Annotated in this window: 18 protein-coding genes; 16 read left to right on the top strand and 2 right to left on the bottom strand. The window is 66.7% G+C overall.

Going from position 1 to position 19,345, the window contains the following annotated elements:
• Positions 1-71: 71 nt before the first annotated feature.
• Both OG500_RS17770 and OG500_RS17765 read right to left on the bottom strand, forming a co-directional pair.
• Positions 72-485: an NUDIX hydrolase gene (locus OG500_RS17770; protein WP_329581391.1), complete on the bottom strand. Its 414-nt coding sequence runs from the start codon at positions 483-485 to the stop codon at positions 72-74.
• Positions 482-1,144: an NUDIX hydrolase gene (locus OG500_RS17765; RefSeq protein ID WP_329587617.1), complete on the bottom strand. Its 663-nt coding sequence runs from the start codon at positions 1,142-1,144 to the stop codon at positions 482-484. Before OG500_RS17765 ends, OG500_RS17770 begins: the two co-directional genes overlap by 4 nt.
• 426 nt (positions 1,145-1,570) lie before the next feature.
• Here OG500_RS17765 and OG500_RS17760 point away from each other — a divergent pair, with 426 nt between their 5' ends.
• From OG500_RS17760 to OG500_RS17685, 16 genes are all read left to right on the top strand, one after another.
• Positions 1,571-2,080, top strand: coding sequence for a nucleoside-diphosphate kinase (locus tag OG500_RS17760; RefSeq protein ID WP_329581388.1), 510 nt, complete (start codon positions 1,571-1,573; stop codon positions 2,078-2,080).
• An 80-nt stretch (positions 2,081-2,160) separates the two neighbouring features.
• Positions 2,161-2,460, top strand: coding sequence for a hypothetical protein (locus OG500_RS17755; RefSeq protein ID WP_329581386.1), 300 nt, complete (start codon positions 2,161-2,163; stop codon positions 2,458-2,460).
• A gap of 150 nt (positions 2,461-2,610) precedes the next feature.
• Positions 2,611-3,195 carry a hypothetical protein gene (locus tag OG500_RS17750; protein WP_329581382.1) on the top strand — a complete coding sequence of 195 codons (585 nt, stop codon included), beginning with the start codon at positions 2,611-2,613 and terminating at the stop codon, positions 3,193-3,195.
• 43 nt (positions 3,196-3,238) lie between these two features.
• Positions 3,239-4,009, top strand: a complete 771-nt coding sequence (locus OG500_RS17745) for a hypothetical protein (RefSeq protein WP_329581379.1) — start codon at positions 3,239-3,241, stop codon at positions 4,007-4,009.
• Positions 4,006-5,373 carry a hypothetical protein gene (locus OG500_RS17740; protein ID WP_329581376.1) on the top strand — a complete coding sequence of 456 codons (1,368 nt, stop codon included), beginning with the start codon at positions 4,006-4,008 and terminating at the stop codon, positions 5,371-5,373. The genes OG500_RS17745 and OG500_RS17740 overlap by 4 nt, the downstream gene beginning before the upstream one ends.
• Before the next feature lie 43 nt (positions 5,374-5,416).
• A complete protein-coding gene (locus tag OG500_RS17735) occupies positions 5,417-6,103 on the top strand; it encodes a class I SAM-dependent methyltransferase (RefSeq protein ID WP_329581373.1) in 687 nt (228 codons plus the stop codon).
• Between the two features lie 32 nt (positions 6,104-6,135).
• A complete protein-coding gene (locus OG500_RS17730; protein WP_329581371.1) occupies positions 6,136-6,870 on the top strand; it encodes a class I SAM-dependent methyltransferase in 735 nt (244 codons plus the stop codon).
• A 151-nt stretch (positions 6,871-7,021) separates the two neighbouring features.
• Positions 7,022-7,585, top strand: a complete 564-nt coding sequence (locus tag OG500_RS17725; protein ID WP_329581368.1) for an ATP-binding protein — start codon at positions 7,022-7,024, stop codon at positions 7,583-7,585.
• Between the two features lie 355 nt (positions 7,586-7,940).
• Entirely contained in the window at positions 7,941-9,515 is a 1,575-nt protein-coding gene (locus OG500_RS17720) for a type I restriction-modification system subunit M (RefSeq protein ID WP_329581364.1), read from the top strand.
• Positions 9,439-10,719, top strand: coding sequence for a restriction endonuclease subunit S (locus OG500_RS17715; RefSeq protein ID WP_329581362.1), 1,281 nt, complete (start codon positions 9,439-9,441; stop codon positions 10,717-10,719). The genes OG500_RS17720 and OG500_RS17715 overlap by 77 nt, the downstream gene beginning before the upstream one ends.
• Before the next feature lie 3 nt (positions 10,720-10,722).
• A complete protein-coding gene (locus tag OG500_RS17710; RefSeq protein WP_329581359.1) occupies positions 10,723-13,800 on the top strand; it encodes a type I restriction endonuclease subunit R in 3,078 nt (1,025 codons plus the stop codon).
• Positions 13,801-14,002: 202 nt separating this feature from the next.
• Positions 14,003-15,007, top strand: a complete 1,005-nt coding sequence (locus OG500_RS17705; RefSeq protein WP_329581356.1) for a CBASS oligonucleotide cyclase — start codon at positions 14,003-14,005, stop codon at positions 15,005-15,007.
• Between the two features lie 2 nt (positions 15,008-15,009).
• Positions 15,010-15,519, top strand: a complete 510-nt coding sequence (locus OG500_RS17700; protein WP_329581353.1) for an HORMA-1 domain-containing protein — start codon at positions 15,010-15,012, stop codon at positions 15,517-15,519.
• Positions 15,520-15,549: 30 nt separating this feature from the next.
• The gene (locus OG500_RS17695) at positions 15,550-16,470 is read left to right on the top strand and encodes an AAA family ATPase (RefSeq protein WP_329581350.1); all 921 of its coding nucleotides are present in this window, start codon (positions 15,550-15,552) and stop codon (positions 16,468-16,470) included.
• Complete coding sequence (locus OG500_RS17690; protein WP_329581347.1) at positions 16,470-17,942, top strand: SAVED domain-containing protein; 1,473 nt, start codon at positions 16,470-16,472, stop codon at positions 17,940-17,942. Before OG500_RS17695 ends, OG500_RS17690 begins: the two co-directional genes overlap by 1 nt.
• Positions 17,943-18,037: 95 nt before the next feature.
• Complete coding sequence (locus OG500_RS17685; RefSeq protein ID WP_329581344.1) at positions 18,038-18,955, top strand: restriction endonuclease; 918 nt, start codon at positions 18,038-18,040, stop codon at positions 18,953-18,955.
• The last annotated feature ends 390 nt before the right edge of the window (positions 18,956-19,345 follow it).

The following is a 19,345-nucleotide window of genomic DNA, read 5'->3' as shown; positions in this document are numbered from 1 at the left end:
GTGATGGGGCCAAGGTCTTGTAGGTGGTCACCAGCCGGCGGCCCGCTCGCAGAGCCTCTTAGCGAAGTCGGTCAGCTCCTGAGTGTGGCGTCCAGGAACTCCTGCACCGGTTCGTAGAGTCCGTACGGCACGTACTCGGGGATCTCGGCGAGTGTCACCCACGCGAGGGCGTCCAGCTCGTCCGTGTCGACCACCTCGGCGGTGCCGCTGACGGCCTCGCAGGCCGTGTACGACATCAGCCGACCGGTCTTCGGATGCACTCGCTCACCCAGGAGCTTGACGGCGGCAACGTCCAGTCCGGTCTCCTCCGCCGTCTCACGGACAGCCGCCTGCTCGGGCGACTCGCCGGCCTCGATCTCACCGGCCGGGAACTGCCAGGAGAGCTGGCCCTCGCTCACCCGTCGCCTCACCATCAGAACGCGGCCTTCGTGGACCACGATCGCGGCGGCAATGCCCGGGCGTTCCTCCGCAGTCTGCTGTGTCACGTCTGCTCCTCCAGGGCGGCCAGGATGGGTGGGAAGATCGTATCGGCGTCGATGAAGCGGGTCACCGAATTTCGAGGAACCCACATCACGTCGACGTTCTCGACGGCGTCGCTGTTGGTGGCCTCGCCGGCCAGGTACTCGCACAGGAAGTACTCGCACAGCACGCCCGTCACGGGATGGAGACGGCTGCCGAGGTTCCGGCGGACGGCACAGTGGACCCCGGTTTCGTCCAACGTTTCCCGGACGGTCGCAGTCTCCGGCTTCGCTCCGGGCTTGATCACCCCAGCCGGGAACTGCCAGGTGATCCCGGACGCGTCGTCATCGCGCCGACAGACCAGCAGCACGTCGCCCTGCCGGAGGACAACCGAGATGGCCACCCGTAGGGCCTGCGCAGTCGGCGCGCCGGACTCGGGTGCTTCGCCGCCTTCTTTCGCTGCCAGGAGGGCGAAGCGCTGACGAGCCGTGTCGGTAGCCCTCTCGTGTGCCGCGTCGAGGAGCTGCTGCATCTCGGCTCTCGGTACGACGGAGGGGTCAGCGTGCCACGCGGCCACCGTTCTCACCGCGATCCCGAGCTGATTGGCGAAAGCCTCGTTGGTGAGGCGGAGGGCGGACTGGAGCAGGCAGGCGTAACGGCCGCTCCAGACCTCGATGACGTCCAACGCCGTTCCCTCTCGGTCGTGGTCGCTGCAGTGCAGGAAGCGCGCGGCGAAGATGCACATCGACTGCACTGGCGCTTCATCGCTGCGCAGCGTGGATACCGGAAGACTTGCAGCCGGCACCCCAAGGTCAGGCTCATCTAGGCAACTTGAGCTCTGGGAGGTGCCTGGGAGCGACAGGACACACACGCCAACCCCCTCGGAGATTCTAGGTGAGTGCCCAAAGCAGGGCAGCGAGTTGGGCGATTGCGCCTGTGAGATCGCCGTGTCGGCAGGATGGCCGATCGAACACCACCGAGCTGCGCAAGGTTCACCCGTTCGGGGGGTAGGTCGGAGCGCCGAAAGTGGCTCGCCAGCGCCGGTAACCTCAGTTCATGACGTGCTGACTATTCGTCATGATCGTTATGCTGGAACGCTGAAAGGGAACTGATGGCCGAGGACCAGGTCCACACGGTCGAGCGCACGCTCGTCCTGCTCAAGCCCGACGCGCTGGTACGCGGCCTCGGCGGGAGGATCATCTCGCGCTTCGAGGACGCCGCTCTGAAGATCGTCGGCGTCAAGATGAAGTGGATGGACGAGGAGTTCACCCGCAAGCACTACTTCGACCTCGAAGAGCGGCTCGGGGCGGACGTCTACAACCTCACGGCCACCTTCATGCAGCAGGGGCCGGTCATCGCCCTGGTGCTGGAGGGCTACGACGCCATCGCCACCGTTCGGAAGATCGTGGGCAGCACCTACCCGAACCAGGCTCCGGCCGGCACCATCCGCGGCGACCTCTCGCACATGAGCTCCGTGGGCAGCGTGGCAGTCGGCAAGGCCGTGGCCAACCTGGTCCACGCCTCCGGCAACAAGGAGGAGGCCGCACAGGAAATCGAGCTGTGGTTCGACAAGGACGAGCTGCACGAGTACCGCACGCTGGCCGAGATCTTCACCAACTGACGGCCCATCGCGGCGTCACCACTGGGACGTCGCCGCGTTGACCACCACCGGGGCACCACCGTCCGATCTGAGAGGGCACCATGACCAACCAGACCCGCCTGGCCTCCGCCGAGGAGCTGGAGTCGATCTTCCAGCGTGAGCTGGCGACCGACCGGTGGGCGGCCACCGAGACCGCCTACGCGCTGGCGGTCCGCCTCCGGGACGCCGGCGACTGGCCCAAGTCCCGTGAGTGGGTGCAGCAGTGCCTCGAGCTGCTGGAGGGTTTCCCGAGCGAGACCGAGGACCAGGCGGCGACCACCCGCGTGGCGGTCGGCGGCGTCCCGCTGCCGAACTACCTGCACGCCGGTGTGATCCGCGACCGCTTCGGCGACCTGGGCTGATCCAGCTCGGGTGGTGCGGCCGGCGAAGTGACGGCCGGCCGCACCACCCGGCACTACCACCAACTCCATACCGCCCCATCCGAACCAGCCAGGGGCCACCCCACGTTGGTTCGGCTGGATCCGCCATGCCTGAAACGAGGAGACACGACCGTGGCTGTCGAGATCGAGATGCGCGCCCGCTTCGACAAGGAGACCCATGTCCGGCTCATGGACCGTCTGAGGAAGGGCGGCGAGGACCTGGGCGACGACGCCAAGCACATCTACTTCTACGTGCTGCCCGAGCAGCTGCTCAAGGTCACGGACAACACCGCTGCCGGTACCGCCAAGATCACCCTCAAGGGCAGCAAGATCGGCCGGGGCGCGGCCTTCCCCGAGACCGAGTTCGCCATCGCGCGTGAGGACGTCCCGGCGGCCGTGAAGGTGTTCAACGCGCTCGGCTTCGAGTCCGCGATGCACGAGGCGTTCAACTTCCGCCACAACTTCCGCTTCCAGGGTGTGGAGATCGCGCTCAAGTGGAGCGAGGCGTGGGGCTACCACGCCGAGTTCGAGGTGCTGCTCGACGACGGTGCCTCGGGCGCCGCCCGCGACGAGGCGTCCGCCCAGATCATCGATGTCGCCGCCGAGCTCGGCGTGACGCTGATGAGCGAGCAGGAGCTGGCCGACTTCGCCGCCGCGTTCGAGGCCGCCGAGCAGGAGCGCAAGGCCCGCGAGGCACAGGCCGCGCCGATCCGGTAGGAGCCCTTCACCGCGGTAGACCACCAGAAGGGGGTGGGCACAGATGAGCACGACCCCGACGACCACGAGCCTGGTCGACCTGGCTGCCCGCAAGCAGCTGCCGCACCACCAGTACATGGACCCGGCCACCGTCGAGTGGATCAAGGCCAACCGGCCGGACCTCGGCGCGGCATGGCCGCCGCCCCTGCGGCCGAGCTCGAAGCAGTTCCTGAGCCGGTCTGCCCTTCCGGGGGCGTGGCTGGTGGAGCCCCGCCTCCAGGATTCACTCCACGGCATACGGCACGGCATGCGGACCGCCGCGCTGGCCGCCCTGCTCGCCGAGATTCACGGGCTGGACGACGTCGACATCGCCACGGTCGTCCTGGCCGCCGCTGTCCACGACTGCCAGCGCCTGCACGACCAGGACGACCGAGGGCACGGCGCCCGTGCGGCCATCTGGCTGGCCGCCAACGCCGATACAATCTGGACCCATTTCGGCACGGTGGCCACGCCCCGGCGGATCATCCAGGCAGCGACCGCCATCCGCCTGCATGATCTGCCGTACGACACCTTCTGCTCGGACGATCGAGCCGACTACGCCCGCGCCGTACTCATCTGCGACCTGGTGAAGGCCGCCGACGCGCTCGACCGCTACCGTCTGCCCAAGCTCAACTGGTGGCCCGACGCACGACACGTTCGTGAGCCGGCCTTCGACCAGCTCCGCGCCCTCGCCTTCGACCTCGTCGTCATCTCCGAGACCGCGCACCTCGCCGGAGCCAGCAGCGCCGAAGCCGTCCGGTTCGCGCTCGCCGAGAAGGGCCTGGTGCAGCCGTGAACCTCCGCGACGCCTACGACCTGTGGGCCGACGCACACGCCTTCTTCGACTCCGCGCTGCTGCCCGAAGCCGGGCACGACGACCCGCTGACGGCTCAGACGGCCGCCTGGCACAGGCGCCTGACCGACGAGACGCCGAACGGCAACCTCCTCCGCAAGAACGCGCTCTTCGACAGCCTGAGCAGCGACGGCAAGCTGCACCTGCTCCACGTCACTCACGCCTTGGAAGAGATCAGCAGGGAAGGGGTGCTCTACCCCTCCGGCGGATGCCTCGTCGGCAGCATCTACTGCGCGCCACTTACCCAGACGGACCATGGCTTTCGCATGCACAACCTGGCCGCCTATGTCCTCACCAAGGAGGCCCCGGCCTTCCTTGCCAAGGTCGGCCTGAGCGAGCGCACGCCCACGCCGCTGATATTCGAGATCACCACGCCACCCCAGGCGTACCGCGGATTGGCGGGCGTGGACTATCTGCGGCTGGGCTCGATCCACCTGCAGATCTACACCGACCTGGAGTACCTGCTCAGCAAGACCGAGCGGCACCACCTGCGCGAGACCGTCGTCGGCCGGATCAAGAACTCGGCGGCGTTCCTGTCCCTGGCCGCCGGCATCGTCTACCAGGGCTCGACCGTGGCCACGGGGGGCTTCTTCCAGCTGCTGGATGCGGCCATCCCCCGGCTGCCGATCCTCGGCTACCTGTACTTCGAGGCCCTCGCCGAGTACTTGATGCTCCACTCCACCTCCGCACGCACCCGTCAGCTGGCCGACCTCGGGGAGTTCAACAACTGGCTCTACAAGGAGATGCTCTTCGCCTCCTTCCCGGACATGGCCGGCAAGTTCAACCTCGCCAGGTTCCGCCCCCGCCCGCAGCAACTGGCGGCGCTCCTGCAGCGAGTGGACTCGACCATCGACGCCGACCACGCCAGCGCCTACATGGTCGAGCGGATCAGCTACCTCGTGGCCGCCCGGCTCTTCACCAGCGGGCAGGTGCCCGAAGCCTGGCACCGGACGCGCTGGGAGTTCGACAGCCTCGCCACTCAGCTGGGCCCGTTGCTCGGCCACCTCATCCACCGGGAGCTCCGCAGCTTCGGCCGCTACCCCGACTTCTACTTCTACTTCGACCAGCACAAGGCCCTACAAGCCTGGAACTACTGGAACCACATGGACATCGTGGTGCCGTTCAACGGCACGATGCCCAAGGGCGAGATCGGCATCAACCCGGCCTACCCGAACCTGGATTACCGCGTCTGGCGTGCCGAGCCGGACGGCTCCGGGCACCTCCACCCGACCGAGCAGCTGGCGCTGAGCATCGCGCCGCGCCTGGTCGACATCAAGTACACGCTCATGCGCAACAGCAGCCGCTGACCGCTGCCCCACACCCCTCGACGACCGATCGCGGAGGAGACGCATGCCCACCCACGACCCCACCACCCCATCCACCACTGCCTGGCCGGCGCCCACCCAGCCCGCCGAAGCGCTCTTCAGCGAGACCTACCGCACCAATCACTGGGGATCCCCCGAGTCGGTCTCCGGGCCCGGTTCCGAGATGCGCCAGACCGAGGCAGCCCGAGCCGCCCTCACCTCGGTGCTCGCGCGCTACCCGATCCGCACCGTCACGGACGCCGGGTGCGGCGACGTCAACTGGATCCGCCACGTCGACGGATTCGACCGGCTGGACGCCTACCTCGGCCTCGACGTCGTCCCCGACCTCGTCCAGCTCAACCAGGAACGGCACGGCAGCGAGCGCATCTCCTTCCGACAGGCCGACCTGAGCAGGGACGACATCCCGACTGCGGACCTCGTCATCGCACGGGACTGCCTCGTCCACCTCACCCACCATGAGGTACTCGCGTTCCTCGACCGGGTGGCGGCCAGCCGCTCGACCTACCTACTCGCCACCACCTACGTCGGCGAAGCCGAGAACCGCGACACCACGGACACCCAGTGGCGCCCGCTCAACCTTCAGGCGGCCCCGTTCCACCTGCCCGAGCCCGTCGAGTACTTCGATACCGACTTCACGGACGGCGGCCGGCACCACCCCGGCAACGGACTGGGCCTGTGGGCGATCGACCAGCTCAGCTCCCGCACCATCTGACCTTCACCCCAGGCGACCCAGGAAGCGACACGATGACGCCTCACGACCAGCAGATAGCCGCCCTGTGCGCCCAGCTTGACCAGGCCCTCAACTCGCCTGCGACCACGCACGGTCTCGCCCGCACCCTCCGGGCAGCCGTAAAGGAAGTCGAACTGCACCGCCACCACCGGGCCAGCGTCGCCGCCCTGCCGGATGGCTTCCTCGAGCCCGGCCCCACCAAGGTCCAAATCGGCGGTGGCGGCCACCGCATCGACGGCTTCTTCAACATCGACATCATCCCGCCGGCTGACCTCCTGTGGGACGTTCGCGAGGGCATCCCCCTCGCCGACGCCACCGCCGAGACGATCTTCTCCGAGCACTTCCTGGAGCACATCGACTACCCGCGCTCCGCCAAGTCCTATGCCCGCGAGGCCCACCGCGTCCTCGCGTTCGGCGGACAGCTCATCACCGGCGTCCCCGACGCCGCCTTCGTCCTGAACCAGTACCCGGCGCCGCCTGACCAGGCCGCCGAGATGATCGAGCGCTGGTACGCCAAGCGGCAGTGCCGAGGCGACATCGACACGTACCTCGACCTCATCAACTACGTCTTCCGCGACCAGGACGACGACCCGACTTACAACCCCCACTACTGGGCGTACGACCACGAGAAGCTTGCCCAGCTCTTCACCGAGGCCGGCTTCAATACCGTCAAGCCGTGGACCTTCGACCCGACCATGGCCAACCCGAAGCGCCAATGGGCCAGCGTCTACGTGGTCGCCACGAAGTAGCTGCGTAGCCCGCGAGCGATCCGCACGGGAGCGCATAGGACCACCGCCCGTGGTGGCCAGCGACCTGGTCACCACGGGACGGCGGGACCAACTGATCGACGCCAGCAGCAGGCACCCGCACGCCTAGCAGTCCCAAAGCGGGAGGCACCTCATGTCTCAAGGCCATTCGTACGTTAGCCACCTGACCCTGGCCGACACCCCCAACGCGGTCCCTTGGGCCCGTCGGCACACCGCCGACATCCTGCGGCGCTGGCGGATTCCGGACGCCATTATCGAGACGACCAACCTCATCGTCTCCGAGCTCACCACCAACGCGGTCCGCCATCCGGCTGGTAGCGAACCGCAGAGCACCGAATACCCGAGTCTGGCCGACGTCGGCACATTTACCCTTGTACTCGAGCTGACAGGGACGGGCTTGCTCGTCCAAGTTGCAGACTGCGATCCCAGGCTGCCAGTACGGCGAGAGGTGGGCGTGGAAGCCACTGGCGGGCGCGGACTGTTCTTGGTGAGCGAGATGGCCAACCGCTGGGGCTACTACCCCGCGACGGCGGCCGGGAAGGTCGTCTGGGCTGAACTTCTCCTTCACGGTTCCAGGCGATCTAGCCCAACCCACACGGAGCAGGCCAAGGAGTGCGGGCAGCCAAGCGAAACCACCGGCCCGACCTCCGACCCGCTATTAATCGGAAGAGTGCTGGTCGGACTGCGTGAGCTGTAGCTGTGCACGGACGCTCAGACGAGAGCGCCCCTGATCCGGGTGGCATGGAGTCGAGGTTGGGCGGGTTCTCGGACGGGACGGCCAGCATCGTGCGTGCCTGGCCGAGGAGTTCGACGGTGTGGCTCGGACGACAGTGTGCAGGAGTGGAAGGGAGATCAACAGGCGGGGCTTGTCATGGGGGAGGGATATCGTTGGCGGGTCGCCCGCACTGGGATGTACGACGCCCCGCGTGGGTTCGCCCAGCAGGACGTGCCCGGCCTGTACATGCCGAGCACGCCCGAAACCGGGGGGACCAGCAGGAACATCACGGCCTTCGGGTCGCCGCCCTTTGACGAGCAAGGACACCCCCCGACTGATGGCAGTGACCCAGCAGGAGATCGAGAACCGGTTGTGGGACGCCGCCGACGAGCTGCGTGTGGCGATGCCCGAAGCGCAGTACTCCTCGGTCGTCTTCCCGCTGATGTTCTGGAAGTACCTGTCGGACACCTGGGAGCACCAGCACCAGGAGTTCCTGGCCGAAAACGAGGGCCTGGACGGCCTCTCTGTCGAGGAAGCCCACGAGATCGAGTACCGCGACTACCAGTCGTTCGAGATCCCGTTCATCCACCCTGGTACCGTCCAGAAGCGTCGCGCCTCCTGGTCATCCATCCTCGCCACGATCACCCAGCCTGGCCTCGGCCAGCGGGTCCGCGCCTCCCTGCAGGCCATTGAGACGGCTAACCCAGACAAGTTCTCCCGCCTTTTTGGATCCATGACCTGGACCTCCGAAGAGGTGTTGTCGGGGGAGGTGCTGGCGGCGGTCATGCAGGCTATGGACCGCACCCCGAAGATGCACGAGGGAAACATGTCCCACGACGTGCTCGGTGGGGCGTACGAGTACCTGCTGAAGCGGTTCTCTGACGGGTCCGGCACCCGCGCCGGCCAGTTCTTCACTCCGCGCGAGGTCGTCGAGCTGATCGTCGAGGTCCTGGACCCCAAACGCTTCGAGTCGGTGTACGACCCGACCTGCGGGTCGGGCGGCATGCTCATCGCTTCCGCGAATCTCCTGAAGGCCCACGGCGGGCGTGGCTACACGCTCAGCCTGTACGGGCAGGAGGCCGTAGCGGACACTGCGGGTGTGGCACGAATGAACCTCTTCATGCACAACCTCACCCAGTTCCAGGTCGAGGTCGGCGACACCCTGAAGGACCCGCGTTTTAAGAAACCAGACGGGGCCATCGCGCAGTTCGATGTGATCGTCGCCAACCCGCCCTACAGCCTGAAGTGGAAGCCCTGGATCAAGGACCCGCGCGCCCTCGGTGGGGTCGCCCCGCAGTCGTCGGCGGACTGGGCGTTCGTGCAGCACATGATCGCCAGCATGGGCCCGACGAAGGGGCGCGCCGGCGTCGTCTTGCCGCACGGCGTTCTCTTCCGCGGCGGCCAGGAAGCAGCCATCCGCCAGCGCATCCTGGACGAGGACCTACTCGAAGCGGTAATCGGCCTGCCTGCCAACCTCTTCTACAACACCAGCATCCCCACGGCGATCCTCGTGTTCCGTGCGCCCAGCACCAAGGTCCCGGAGCGGCAGGCCGGCGTGCTGTTCATCGACGCCTCCAAGCGGTTCACCAAGGCCAAGAATCGCAACATCCTCACTGCCGTCGACATCGCTGACGTCGTGACTACCTACAACTCAAAATTCGACGCCGACGGTAACCTGGTGGACCTCGGCGGCGAAGGCGGTCTCGCGGCGCGATTCGTCCCCACCACGGAGATCGCGGCGAACGGGTACGACCTCAACATCGGCCGTTACATCAAGCAGGCCGCCGCCGAGCAGGAAGACCTCGGCAGCCTAATCGATTCGTACAACTTGGCGCGTGCCGAACGCCAGAAGGCTGAGCAGCGGATGCTCGCGGTTCTCGCGGACGCTGGGATCGAAGGTTTCGATGAGTGAGACGTGGATTGAGACGCGGCTCGGGGAAGTCGCCGACACACTCCTCGGGAAGACGCTCCCAAAGGGCAGTGGAAAGGATGTAGACGGGTTCCCGTACCTTCGGAACGTGAACGTCCAGTGGCACCGCATCACCTCCACCGGCCTCAACACAATGTCGTTTAACGAGGCGGAACAGGACAAGTACCGACTCTGCGCCGGCGATATCCTGCTCTGTGAGGGTGGCGAAGTTGGGCGGCTCGCGCTGGTCCGCGATGACCTGGACGGTATCTACTTCCAGAACGCCCTGCACCGCGTCCGTCTTCGCGCTGACGCCCCAGCATCTCCCGATTTCATCGCCCTGGGGCTGGAGAACGTAGTGAGGCGAGGTCATCTCGACACGCTGGTCACGAAGACGACGATCGCTCACCTCAACCAGGCGAAGCTGCGGTCCCTCGCTATTACGCTACCGCCGCTGTCCACCCAGGAGCGGATCGTCGAGGTCATTGTTGCGGTGGACGACCAGATCACCGCACTCGACGCCGAGGCCGAGGCGCTGCATGTGGTGCTGCGACGACTTCGCACCGGTCTGGTCAACGACCAGGGTGCTCCGGCAGTCCGTGCTGACGAGGCGTTCGAGATTACGATGGGGCGACAGCGGGCGCCGAAGTACGCCACGGGGCCGTACATGACACCGTACTTGCGTTCCGCCAACGTGGGGTATGGGACGCTCGACCTGACCGACGTGTTGGAGATGAACTTCGACCCGAAGGAACGCGAGGTGTTTGGCCTAGTGCCCGGCGATGTACTCGTGTCCGAAGGCAGCGCAAGCCAGTCCGCAGTTGGTATGCCGGCGATGTGGCGTGGAGAGCTACCAGAACCGATCTGCTTCCAAAAGACGCTCATGCGGTATCGAGCCGTCGAAGGTGTCAGCGTCCCGGCATTCGTGAACCACTGGTGCCTGTGGGCCTACGAGTCGGGCACGTTCCTCGACATTTCGGGCGGCACCAACATCAAACACATCACCGCCATGCGTGCAGTTCAGATGCCGGTGCGCCTTCCAGACGTCGCAGACCAAGAGCGGATCGCTGCAGAGCTCGACGCGATGAGCGAGGTCGTCTCCGGGACCCGGGCCGAGGCGCACCGTCTCCGTTCTGTGAGAGCAGGGCTACTGGCGGGGCTGTTGGACCGCACCATCGAGATTGAGTTCGCCGAGTTGGAGGTCTGAGCCGTGGCGAAGGGCATTCGAGAGCGCGAGTTCCAGAACCTGATGATCCAGTGGTCCCTCCCGATGGGCTGGGGCTTCACAGCGGGCAGGTCGCTGCCGCGTGAGACGACGCAGACGGTGGTCGCAGGCCAGCTGCGGGACGCCATCGTCCGGCTCAACCCCGGGGTTATCGATGGGTTCGACGTGGACGCGGTGGTCGAGGAGATCGTCGCCACGGTCAACGCTGTCGAAGGCGGGCTGGTGCGGGCCAACGAGCAGGTGTTACGCCTGCTGCGGGGGCGTAAGGAGTTCCGGGACGCCAACGGTGTGTGGCACGCCCTGAAGGTCATCGACTTCGAGCACCCGAGGGCCAACACGCTGGTCGTGTCTGACGAGGTGACCATCACGGTCCCCGGCAAGACCTCCCGCCGGTTTGACCTCGTGTACTGGGTCAACGGGCTGCCCCTGGTAGTGGTCGAGGTGAAGTCACCGACCGCGAAGTGCGGCTGGGTCGACGCCGCCCACGAGATTAACGACGTGTACGCCGCCGAGTACCCGTGGTTCTTCACCCCCAACGTCTTCGTCGTAGCCTCCGACGGGCTGAAGATGCGGTTCGGTGCTGCCGGCGCGCCCACGAACCTCTGGCAGCCGTTCCGGTCCACCGACGACGACGAGAACCTGTCCGGACAGGTCGACGTGAAACGCTCCGTCGAGCTGCTGCTCAACCCGGCCACGATCCTGGATATGCTCGCCAACTTCGTCCTCTTCGACACTGCCGGAGGCGGGGCGGACATCAAGTACCTGCCCCGGTACCCGCAGATGGAGGCCGCACACCTGATCCATGAGCGGGTCCTGGAGGGCGGGTCGAAGGGCCTGATCTGGCACCACCAGGGGTCTGGAAAGACGCTGCTGATGGTGTTCGCCGCATCGCTGCTACTGGCCGACACCCGCACTGAGTCACCCACGATCATCCTGCTCTCGGACCGGACACAGCTGGTTCGGCAGACCTCCGGCGTGTTCACATCCGCTATGGGGAGCGCCTACTTCCACAAGCCCGCCACCAGCCAGGCGTTGCGTTCCCTGCTGGCGGACGACGTGCGCGGTGTCATCTCCACCACTGTCCACAAGTTCGCTGATGCTGGCGCGAATCTGTCGACCCGCGGCAACATCATCGTGCTGGTCGACGAGGCACACCGCACCCAGTCCGACAAGGACAAGTCTCTGGCCGGGCAGATGCGCGCAGCGCTGCCGAACGCGAAGTTCTTCGGCATGACCGGCACGCCCATCAGGAACCTCGCCACCGACACCTTCGCCCTCTTCGGAGAGGAGAGCGACCAGGACAGGGTGCTGCACCGGTACTCGGTGTCCCGGTCCCTGGCGGACGAGGCGACCGTCCCAGTCATGCTGGAGCCCCACCCTGTCCTCTTTGAGATGGACGACCAGGCGTTGCAAGCCGAATTCGACGAGTTCGCCGACGAGTTCGAGCTCGACGACCCCGACCGTGAAACGCTCTCTCGCAAGTTCGGGCGCCTCACCTCAGTCTTCGCCAACCCCGACCGCGTCCACACGGTCTGCCAGCACATCGTGGACCACTACCTGACAAGTGCCTACCGCAACGGCCTCAAAGCCCAGGTCGTCGCCTACAACCGCGAGCTGGCCGTGGCCTACACGGAGAAGATCAACGAGCTGCTGGCCGGCTTCGAGACGTCGCAGGTGCTCGCCGAAGTGGGGAAGCACAACCGGATCACCGCCGAGGTGAACATCTCCGTCTCGGACGCCAAGGGCGAACTCGCTGCGATGCGGCCGTTCCAGCTCTCCGAGGCTGATGAGGAGGAGCAGAAGCGGCGGTTCCTCACCCCGGACGACCCACTTTGCTTCTTGGTGGTGACCGCGAAGCTGATGACGGGCTTCGACGCTCCCAATGAGGGCGTCCTCTACCTCGACAAGCCGTTGAAGGCTCACAACCTGTTCCAGACGATCACCCGCCCGAACCGAACCTGGGTGTCCCCGACCGGGTTTGTGAAGACCTCCGGCGTGATCGTGGACTACATCGGTCTCGCCGAAGAGGTCCAGCGGGCCGTCGTCGACCCCACCACGAAGGGGGCCGGCAGGGGTGGCGGGTTCGTCACAGACCTGTCGGAGCTGGTCGCTGAGTTCCGCAAGACGTACGACCGAATCGAAGACCGTCTCATTAACGTGGAAGGCCTGGACCTAACGGTCCACGGATACGAGGCCGTGCGGGCCATAAACGTCTTCCTCGACTCCAACCCTGACGAGGCCGAGGCATTCACCAAGAACTACCGGCTCCTGGCCCGCCTGTACCCGCTCATCAGCACGGACACTCGGATCACCAAGTATCGGCACGGCTTCGCGCTCTTCGGGTCCGCCTACACGACCCTGTTCAAGAAGTCCTCCGACGAGGAGAGGAAGGAACGTCTGGGCGAGTTGGGGCCGATGGTCCTTGAGATCATCAACGCCCACGTCCACTCCTTCTCCGTGGCCGCCTCCCAGGAGGAAGCCCTCGTCCTGGACGCCCAGGGCATCGCCATCCTCAAGGAACTGCTTGCCCTTGTTCACCCCAAGCCCGACAAGGGCGACGACGAGGGCAAGAGGCCGCCGTCCGCGGCGGAGATCCTGGACCACATCAAGGCTGCCCTCGACAAGGGCGTCGAACCGGGCTCCGCGAAGTACACCGCCCTCGCTGAGCGGATAAGGCAGCTACGAGACCGGATGATCCAGGGCGCCCAGGACGCCCTGGACTTCCTTGCCGAAGCACTTCGGATCGCCCGCGCCGTCGTGGACGCCGAGAAGCACCCCGACACCGCCGTCGTCGTGCTGGACGACGACCACGTTGGCGTCCTTTCGCGGATCATTCACGACCACGCACCGACCGGCCTCACGGTAACCGAGAGGAACCTGGCCGAGGAGATCGACCAGGTGGTCACCCGCACTCTCACCCGGGCGTGGGACAACGCGGACGCTCGCAACCGAGGCGCCCGACGCGCCACCGCGATGGTCTTCCGCCGCTACATGCTGAAGCCGGTGGGGGAGCCGTATGACTCCACCGTTGCCTATATCGAAGCCCACTACCTCGTCGACTGACGAACGGCGGAGGCCCGGACGCTCAGCGGCCCGGGTCTCCGCCGTTCCAGCTACCACTTTGGCTCTCCCCTGGACGGGCTGCCGCTTGCTGGCCGGCTGATCCAGCGCCTTGGTGCCGCTGTCAACTTGGGCCGGGTTTGTCGGTGGCGGGTGGTATGCCTGTTCTACGACCCGTTTGGGCCGCCCGGGTGGTGAAGGGTGGATGAGTATGGCAGGCGAGCGGTACGTCGATCACGGGGTCCTTAAGGCCTTCGCGCAGAGCAAGGTGAACGTGCCGAAGGAGGAGGCGAAGGAGCGCCGCCGGCAGGTCAACCACCTCCGGGAGCGCTTGGAGGGCTACATCAAGGACCATCCGGACTTCGACCTGGTGAAGCTCCGGGCGTCCGGCAGCACGGCCAAGCACACGGCGATCCGCCGCCGGAAGAGCGAGGGGTCCGACGCCGACGTCGCCGCCTACCTGCGCGTCGCCAACACCGACATCGACGTCTCGACCATGCTGACGTGGCTGCGGGATCGCTGCATCGAGGTCTACGGCAAGACGAAGAACGAGGACGACTTCAAGCCGTCGGACCACGCGGTCGGCATCACAATGCACAGCAGCGGACTGAAGATCGACGTGGTGCCGGTGCTGTACACCGGCGAGCCGGACGATCGGGGCTACCTGGTCACCAGCGACGGCCGCAAGGTGCTCACCTCGGTCACGCTGCACCTGCGCTTCATCGAGAAGCGCAAGGAGCAGGCCGGTGACGGTTACCGGGAGCTGATCCGGCTGCTGAAGGCGTGGATCCGCGAGAGCAAGGGGGCCGACACGCAGCTGCGCTGCAAGTCGTTCCTGATCGAACTCCTGGTCGCGCACCTGTGGGACAACGGCTGGAACGGCAAGCCGCTCGAGGTCGACGACTACCCGGCGGCGATCGAGCAGGTGCTCTCCTACATCGTCCGCACCGGCCTGCGGACGTCGATCGTCTTCACCGACTACTACGAGGCCGACGAGGTGGAGGCGACGACGGAGCCTATCCAGGTCTGGGACCCAGTTAACCCCGAGAACAACGTCGCACGTGGCTACAGCGAGCTCGACCGCCAGCGCCTGGTGAACCACGCTAAGACCACCCTCGACACCGTCACGATGGCCGCCTACGCCTCCTCGAACGACGAGGCGCTCGACGCATGGCGCGAGCTGTTCGGCCCCGCCTTCCCGGGAGCGTGACCATGACCGGCTCATACACCAGAACCGCGTCCGGCACGTTCACGATCACCGATGCCCGCTATGTCGGAGGGCGAGTCGGTGCCGACCTGCGCCAGCTGTACAACCTCTACGGCAAGCCCGGCCTCGACAGCATCGAGGACTACGCCGAGGAGGTCGCGATCCTCCTAAACCGCGGACTCCTCGACACTGTCGACTACGGCTTCCGCGACACGGCCAACAACACCTGGAAGATGCGCCTCCGATACAAGGCCACGGTGGGCGGCCAGCTCATCGACTCCCGACCGGGCAGTTTTCCGGACCCGGTCGACCTCACCGGCTACGCCTTCTACAGCTTCCTGACCTACAGCCCTGTCTTCTCACTCCTGACCAGCAGTGAGAAGACAGGGCTCAACCTGCCGTTCTCCCGGACGACCGGCACCGCCCCGAGCGCCCTCGCGGGCACCACCACCGCCGGGCACGGCTACGCCCGCAACGGAACCGGCGTCGCCCGCGACATCTACGTCGCCCGCTAGCTCAGCGCCACCAGCAGGAGGAACAAGAACGTGACCAGCCAGGACGACCTGTTCCACCCCGTCGTCGAACTGCCCGAGCCCACCCGCCGTGCCCGCTACGACCGCCTGGTTGGCCTGGATGACATGAAGCTGCGCCTGCGCAAGGAGGCCGCGCTCCTGGCCGACCCGCGTCGGCTGAGGTCCTGGGCCGCCGAGCACCACGGCGGCGACGTCGCCGCGCTGACCCTGTTCGCGGACCGGGCGCCGCTGTTCGTCTTCGCCGGCGATGTCGGCTCCGGCAAGTCCGCGCTCGCCGAGTCCTTCGGCTGCGACCTCGCCGACTGGCTCGACCTGCCGGTCTACCTCTACCGGCTCAAGCTCGCCACCCGCGGCAGCGGCCTGGTCGGCGAGATGACCTCGCTCATCGGCGACGCCTTCAGCCACATGCGCACGGCGGGCAAGCGCGTCTCGGGCCCCGAGGGGGCGCGCGCCGTGCAGATCCTCGTCGTCGACGAGGCCGACGCCTTGGTGCAATCCCGCGAGGCCCAACAGATGCACCACGAGGACCGGGCCGGCGTCGACGCGTTCCTGGCCGGCATCGACGGCCTTGCCGGCGCCGGTCTCCCGGTTGTTGTCGTGCTGTGCACCAACCGGGTCGGCGCCATCGACCCCGCCGTCATGCGCCGGGCTGCGGCCACCTTCACCTTCACTCGCCCCGGCGGGGAGCAGAGGCACGCAGTGCTCGCCCAGGCGCTCGACGGGCTCGACATTCGGCCGGAGACCATCCGCAAGGTCGCCGACCTCACCGGCCCCACCAAGGACCGGCCCGGCTACACCTTCTCCGACCTCACCCAGCGCCTGGTCCCGACCGCCATCTTCCGCGCCTTCCCTGACCGGCCCGTCACCGACGAGGACCTCCTCGCCCTCGCTGAGGAACTGGAGCCCACACCCGTCTTCACCGAGGAGCGCTGATGGCCCACCTCCCTGCCCCCGGCCCCACCAGCGTCCGCACCACCGGCGACTACTACCAGTGGCTCGTCGCCTGGGAGGCCTGCCTCACCCTCCTGCGCGAGAACGCCACCCGCTCGCGCAACCCCGTCCGCACGGTCGGCGTCGAACTCGATAACGTGGGCAACCTTGACGACGTCGTCCTGCTGCGCGACGTGCCCCCGAACACCTACAAGCAGGTCAAGTACACGGTCGACAGCACCACGCCGGTCAACGGGGAGTACCTGACCAAGCCCAGCACCAGCGACGGCCCGTCGATCCTCAAGAAGATTGCCAGGACGTGGAAGAAGCTGACCGCCGACGGAGCCAGCGCCGACCTGCGCCTGGTCACCAACCGGGCCGCCGACCCAGCCGACATCCTGGTAGCTGGCCGCGACGCTCGTACCGGCCTCGTGATGCCCAAGGCCGGCACAGACGGATCCAGGTCGAACCGCGGCAAGGCCCGAGCCTGGTGGGCGCAGGAAGCCGGCCTGACCGAAGCCGAGCTCCTCGACCTGCTGTCGGTGCTGCGCTTCGATCTGTCTCTGGACATGGCCTGGTACCAGGAGCACCTGCAGCTGCTGATGGCCCTTGCCGGTCTGCGCAGCGACCAGCGGGCACTGGAGGAAGGGGCCGGCTGGGTCGCCAAGATGGTCCGTGAAGGCCGGCGTGAGCTCACGCTGGCGATGGTCGAGAGCGCCGTCGCCGAGCTGGACCTGAAGGCGGGCCTCGCCCGGGCGGTCCTGTCGATCGCCACCCTCAAGCCGGACCCGATGGCTCCGGACGCCGACCACGCCATCGACTGGGTTGACCGCTTCGATGGCGACTCCGACTACACCAAGCGCCACCCCCTGGCGCCCCACACCTGGACCCAGCTGCAGGGCGACATCGAGGCCGCGCCCGGCCGGCTGCCCGCCGGAACCGTGGCCGTGTCCGTCACGGGCAGCATCCGGCTCGCGCCGGCGTTCCTGGTGGGCACCACCTTCCGCATGGTCACCGGCACCGACCTCGCCGCCGTGCAGCGCGGCCAGCTGTGGTCCACCAACGACCCGTTCGGTGCCGCCCTGGTTCCCGGAGCCGCAGAGCACGAGATCGGCCAGGGCAACGAGCTCGCCGTCGCCGTCGCCATCGCCATGGACCCCACCGCCGACGTCCTGCGCTACCTGCACGAGCAGAACCTGCCCGTGGCCAAGCTCATCGTCCTCACCCCGCCGAGCAGCACGGCGAAGGACGGCTCCGTCCCCGACAGTGCCGCCGCCAATGCCCTGGCCGTCGGCATCCGCGATCACCTCCGCAGCACCACCCGCCAGTTCCGGCGCATGCACCTCTTCCTCGCCTGCCCGATGGGGCTGGCCGTCCTCCTCGGCAACCGGTGGAACCGGCTGTGCGAGACCGTGATCTACGAGGACATCAAGATCGACGATGGCTACCAACCCGCCTTCATCATCCAGGCCTGACGGCGTCGCGGGGGCCGTAGGAGGTGGCCGTCCAGTCGGTCCGCCGGGCGCTTGCACCATGTACTAGACACTTCACCTCACTGGTAGGGAGCACCATGCTCGACTTTCACGAGTTGGCACAGGACGGCGAAGAACTGGAGCAACTGGTCCGCGAAGTCGCCCTAGCCCTCGGGTACCGGGCTAAGTGGTCCGGCCGGGGAGCAGATGGCGGGCGCGACCTCCTTCTGGAAGAGTCAGGCGACGCGCTCCTGGGGGCGAAGACGCGGAACTGGGTCGTCTCCTGTAAGCACATGGCCCACGCCAAGGACGGTGTCGGACGTTCGGTGAACGGCGAAGATGTCGGGAGCGTCGGTGGCATCGTGGACGCCGTCGCCCAGCATGACGCTGACGGCTTTCTCCTCGTCTGTTCCACCCAGCCCTCAAGCTCCCTGGTCTCCCGATTGGAGTCAATCGAGCGGAACAAAGGCGTGCCCACGCATGTCTGGGACGGCGTAGAACTGGAACGCATGCTCACCACTCCCCGTGGGTGGGCGGTGGCCCAAAGGTTCTTCCCTGTAAGTGCCGAGGCCAGCGGGTGGAAGATCTTCGCTACCAACGAGCCGAACCGGTTCATCGGCATCACCCAGGGCTTCTACATCCGCATCGCCAACCGGCATGGGAGAGCACTCGGGTTCCAGCTCGGCAGCATCACCGACCGCCTGGACAGGGTCGCCTCGATCGAGCTGCCGGTCGGGCACGAGATTCGCCCCCGCGGCGTCTTCTACGACGATAAGCACGGCGGATTTGTCTGGTACTTCGACTACTTGTACGGAGCCCGCGGCTGGCAGCGCGAGGAGATCGAACCGCCGATCGATGAGAACAGGCTGCTCCGGCACCTTGGCACTGGCGGGGTGACCTATGACGACGGTCAGTTTGACGACTTCGAGATCACTTTCAGGGAGGTCAACCGTGGCAGTGACGCCTATGACGCTGACCACTACAGGTACTACGAGGGCGTTCCCAACTACGTCTAGGAGAGACCGAGCTGTCGGCGGTCGGGTCTGCGTCGGTGCAGCACGACGGCCCAAGTTGGCCGCCGTGCTGGAGTCGAGCATGACCCGCGCTGCGTGAGCGCTGCGTGAGCGGACGGGGTAGCACGTGGCGGTTCGGGCGGGATCGTGGATCACGGTGCAACGTTCTGACCTGCTGGTTCGTCACCAAGTGACCGATGCTGGCAGCAGCCAGCGTGATCACTCTCGGGCTCGTAATGCGTAGGTCATGGGTTCGAATCCCATAGGCGGCTCAGTGCAGGAAGGGCCTGGTCAGGAATCTGACCAGGCCCTTTGTCATCCACGGCACGAGGACTTCCGCGGTCGTGGAGGGGGTCAGGTCCAGCTCGTTCGCGCCGCTCGTGGTGACCGGCG

The sequence above is a fragment of the Kitasatospora sp. NBC_01250 genome (assembly GCF_036226465.1).
Taxonomy (GTDB): Bacteria; Actinomycetota; Actinomycetes; order Streptomycetales; family Streptomycetaceae; genus Kitasatospora.
The sequence above is the reverse complement of the archived record's forward strand: the minus strand, read 5'-3'. Positions and strand labels throughout refer to the sequence as shown.

Excerpts from the sequence above, each read along its gene's own strand:
- OG500_RS17755 (WP_329581386.1), top strand. The coding sequence starts at position 2,161 with ATGACCAACCAGACCCGCCTGGCCTCCGCCGAGGAGCTGGAGTCGATC.
- OG500_RS17730 (WP_329581371.1), top strand. The coding sequence starts at position 6,136 with ATGACGCCTCACGACCAGCAGATAGCCGCCCTGTGCGCCCAGCTTGAC.
- OG500_RS17700 (WP_329581353.1), top strand. The coding sequence starts at position 15,010 with ATGACCGGCTCATACACCAGAACCGCGTCCGGCACGTTCACGATCACC.
- OG500_RS17705 (WP_329581356.1), top strand. The coding sequence starts at position 14,003 with ATGAGTATGGCAGGCGAGCGGTACGTCGATCACGGGGTCCTTAAGGCC.
- OG500_RS17720 (WP_329581364.1), top strand. The coding sequence starts at position 7,941 with ATGGCAGTGACCCAGCAGGAGATCGAGAACCGGTTGTGGGACGCCGCC.
- OG500_RS17745 (WP_329581379.1), top strand. The coding sequence starts at position 3,239 with ATGAGCACGACCCCGACGACCACGAGCCTGGTCGACCTGGCTGCCCGC.
- OG500_RS17690 (WP_329581347.1), top strand. The coding sequence starts at position 16,470 with ATGGCCCACCTCCCTGCCCCCGGCCCCACCAGCGTCCGCACCACCGGC.
- OG500_RS17685 (WP_329581344.1), top strand. The coding sequence starts at position 18,038 with ATGCTCGACTTTCACGAGTTGGCACAGGACGGCGAAGAACTGGAGCAA.
- OG500_RS17735 (WP_329581373.1), top strand. The coding sequence starts at position 5,417 with ATGCCCACCCACGACCCCACCACCCCATCCACCACTGCCTGGCCGGCG.
- OG500_RS17725 (WP_329581368.1), top strand. The coding sequence starts at position 7,022 with ATGTCTCAAGGCCATTCGTACGTTAGCCACCTGACCCTGGCCGACACC.
- OG500_RS17760 (WP_329581388.1), top strand. The coding sequence starts at position 1,571 with ATGGCCGAGGACCAGGTCCACACGGTCGAGCGCACGCTCGTCCTGCTC.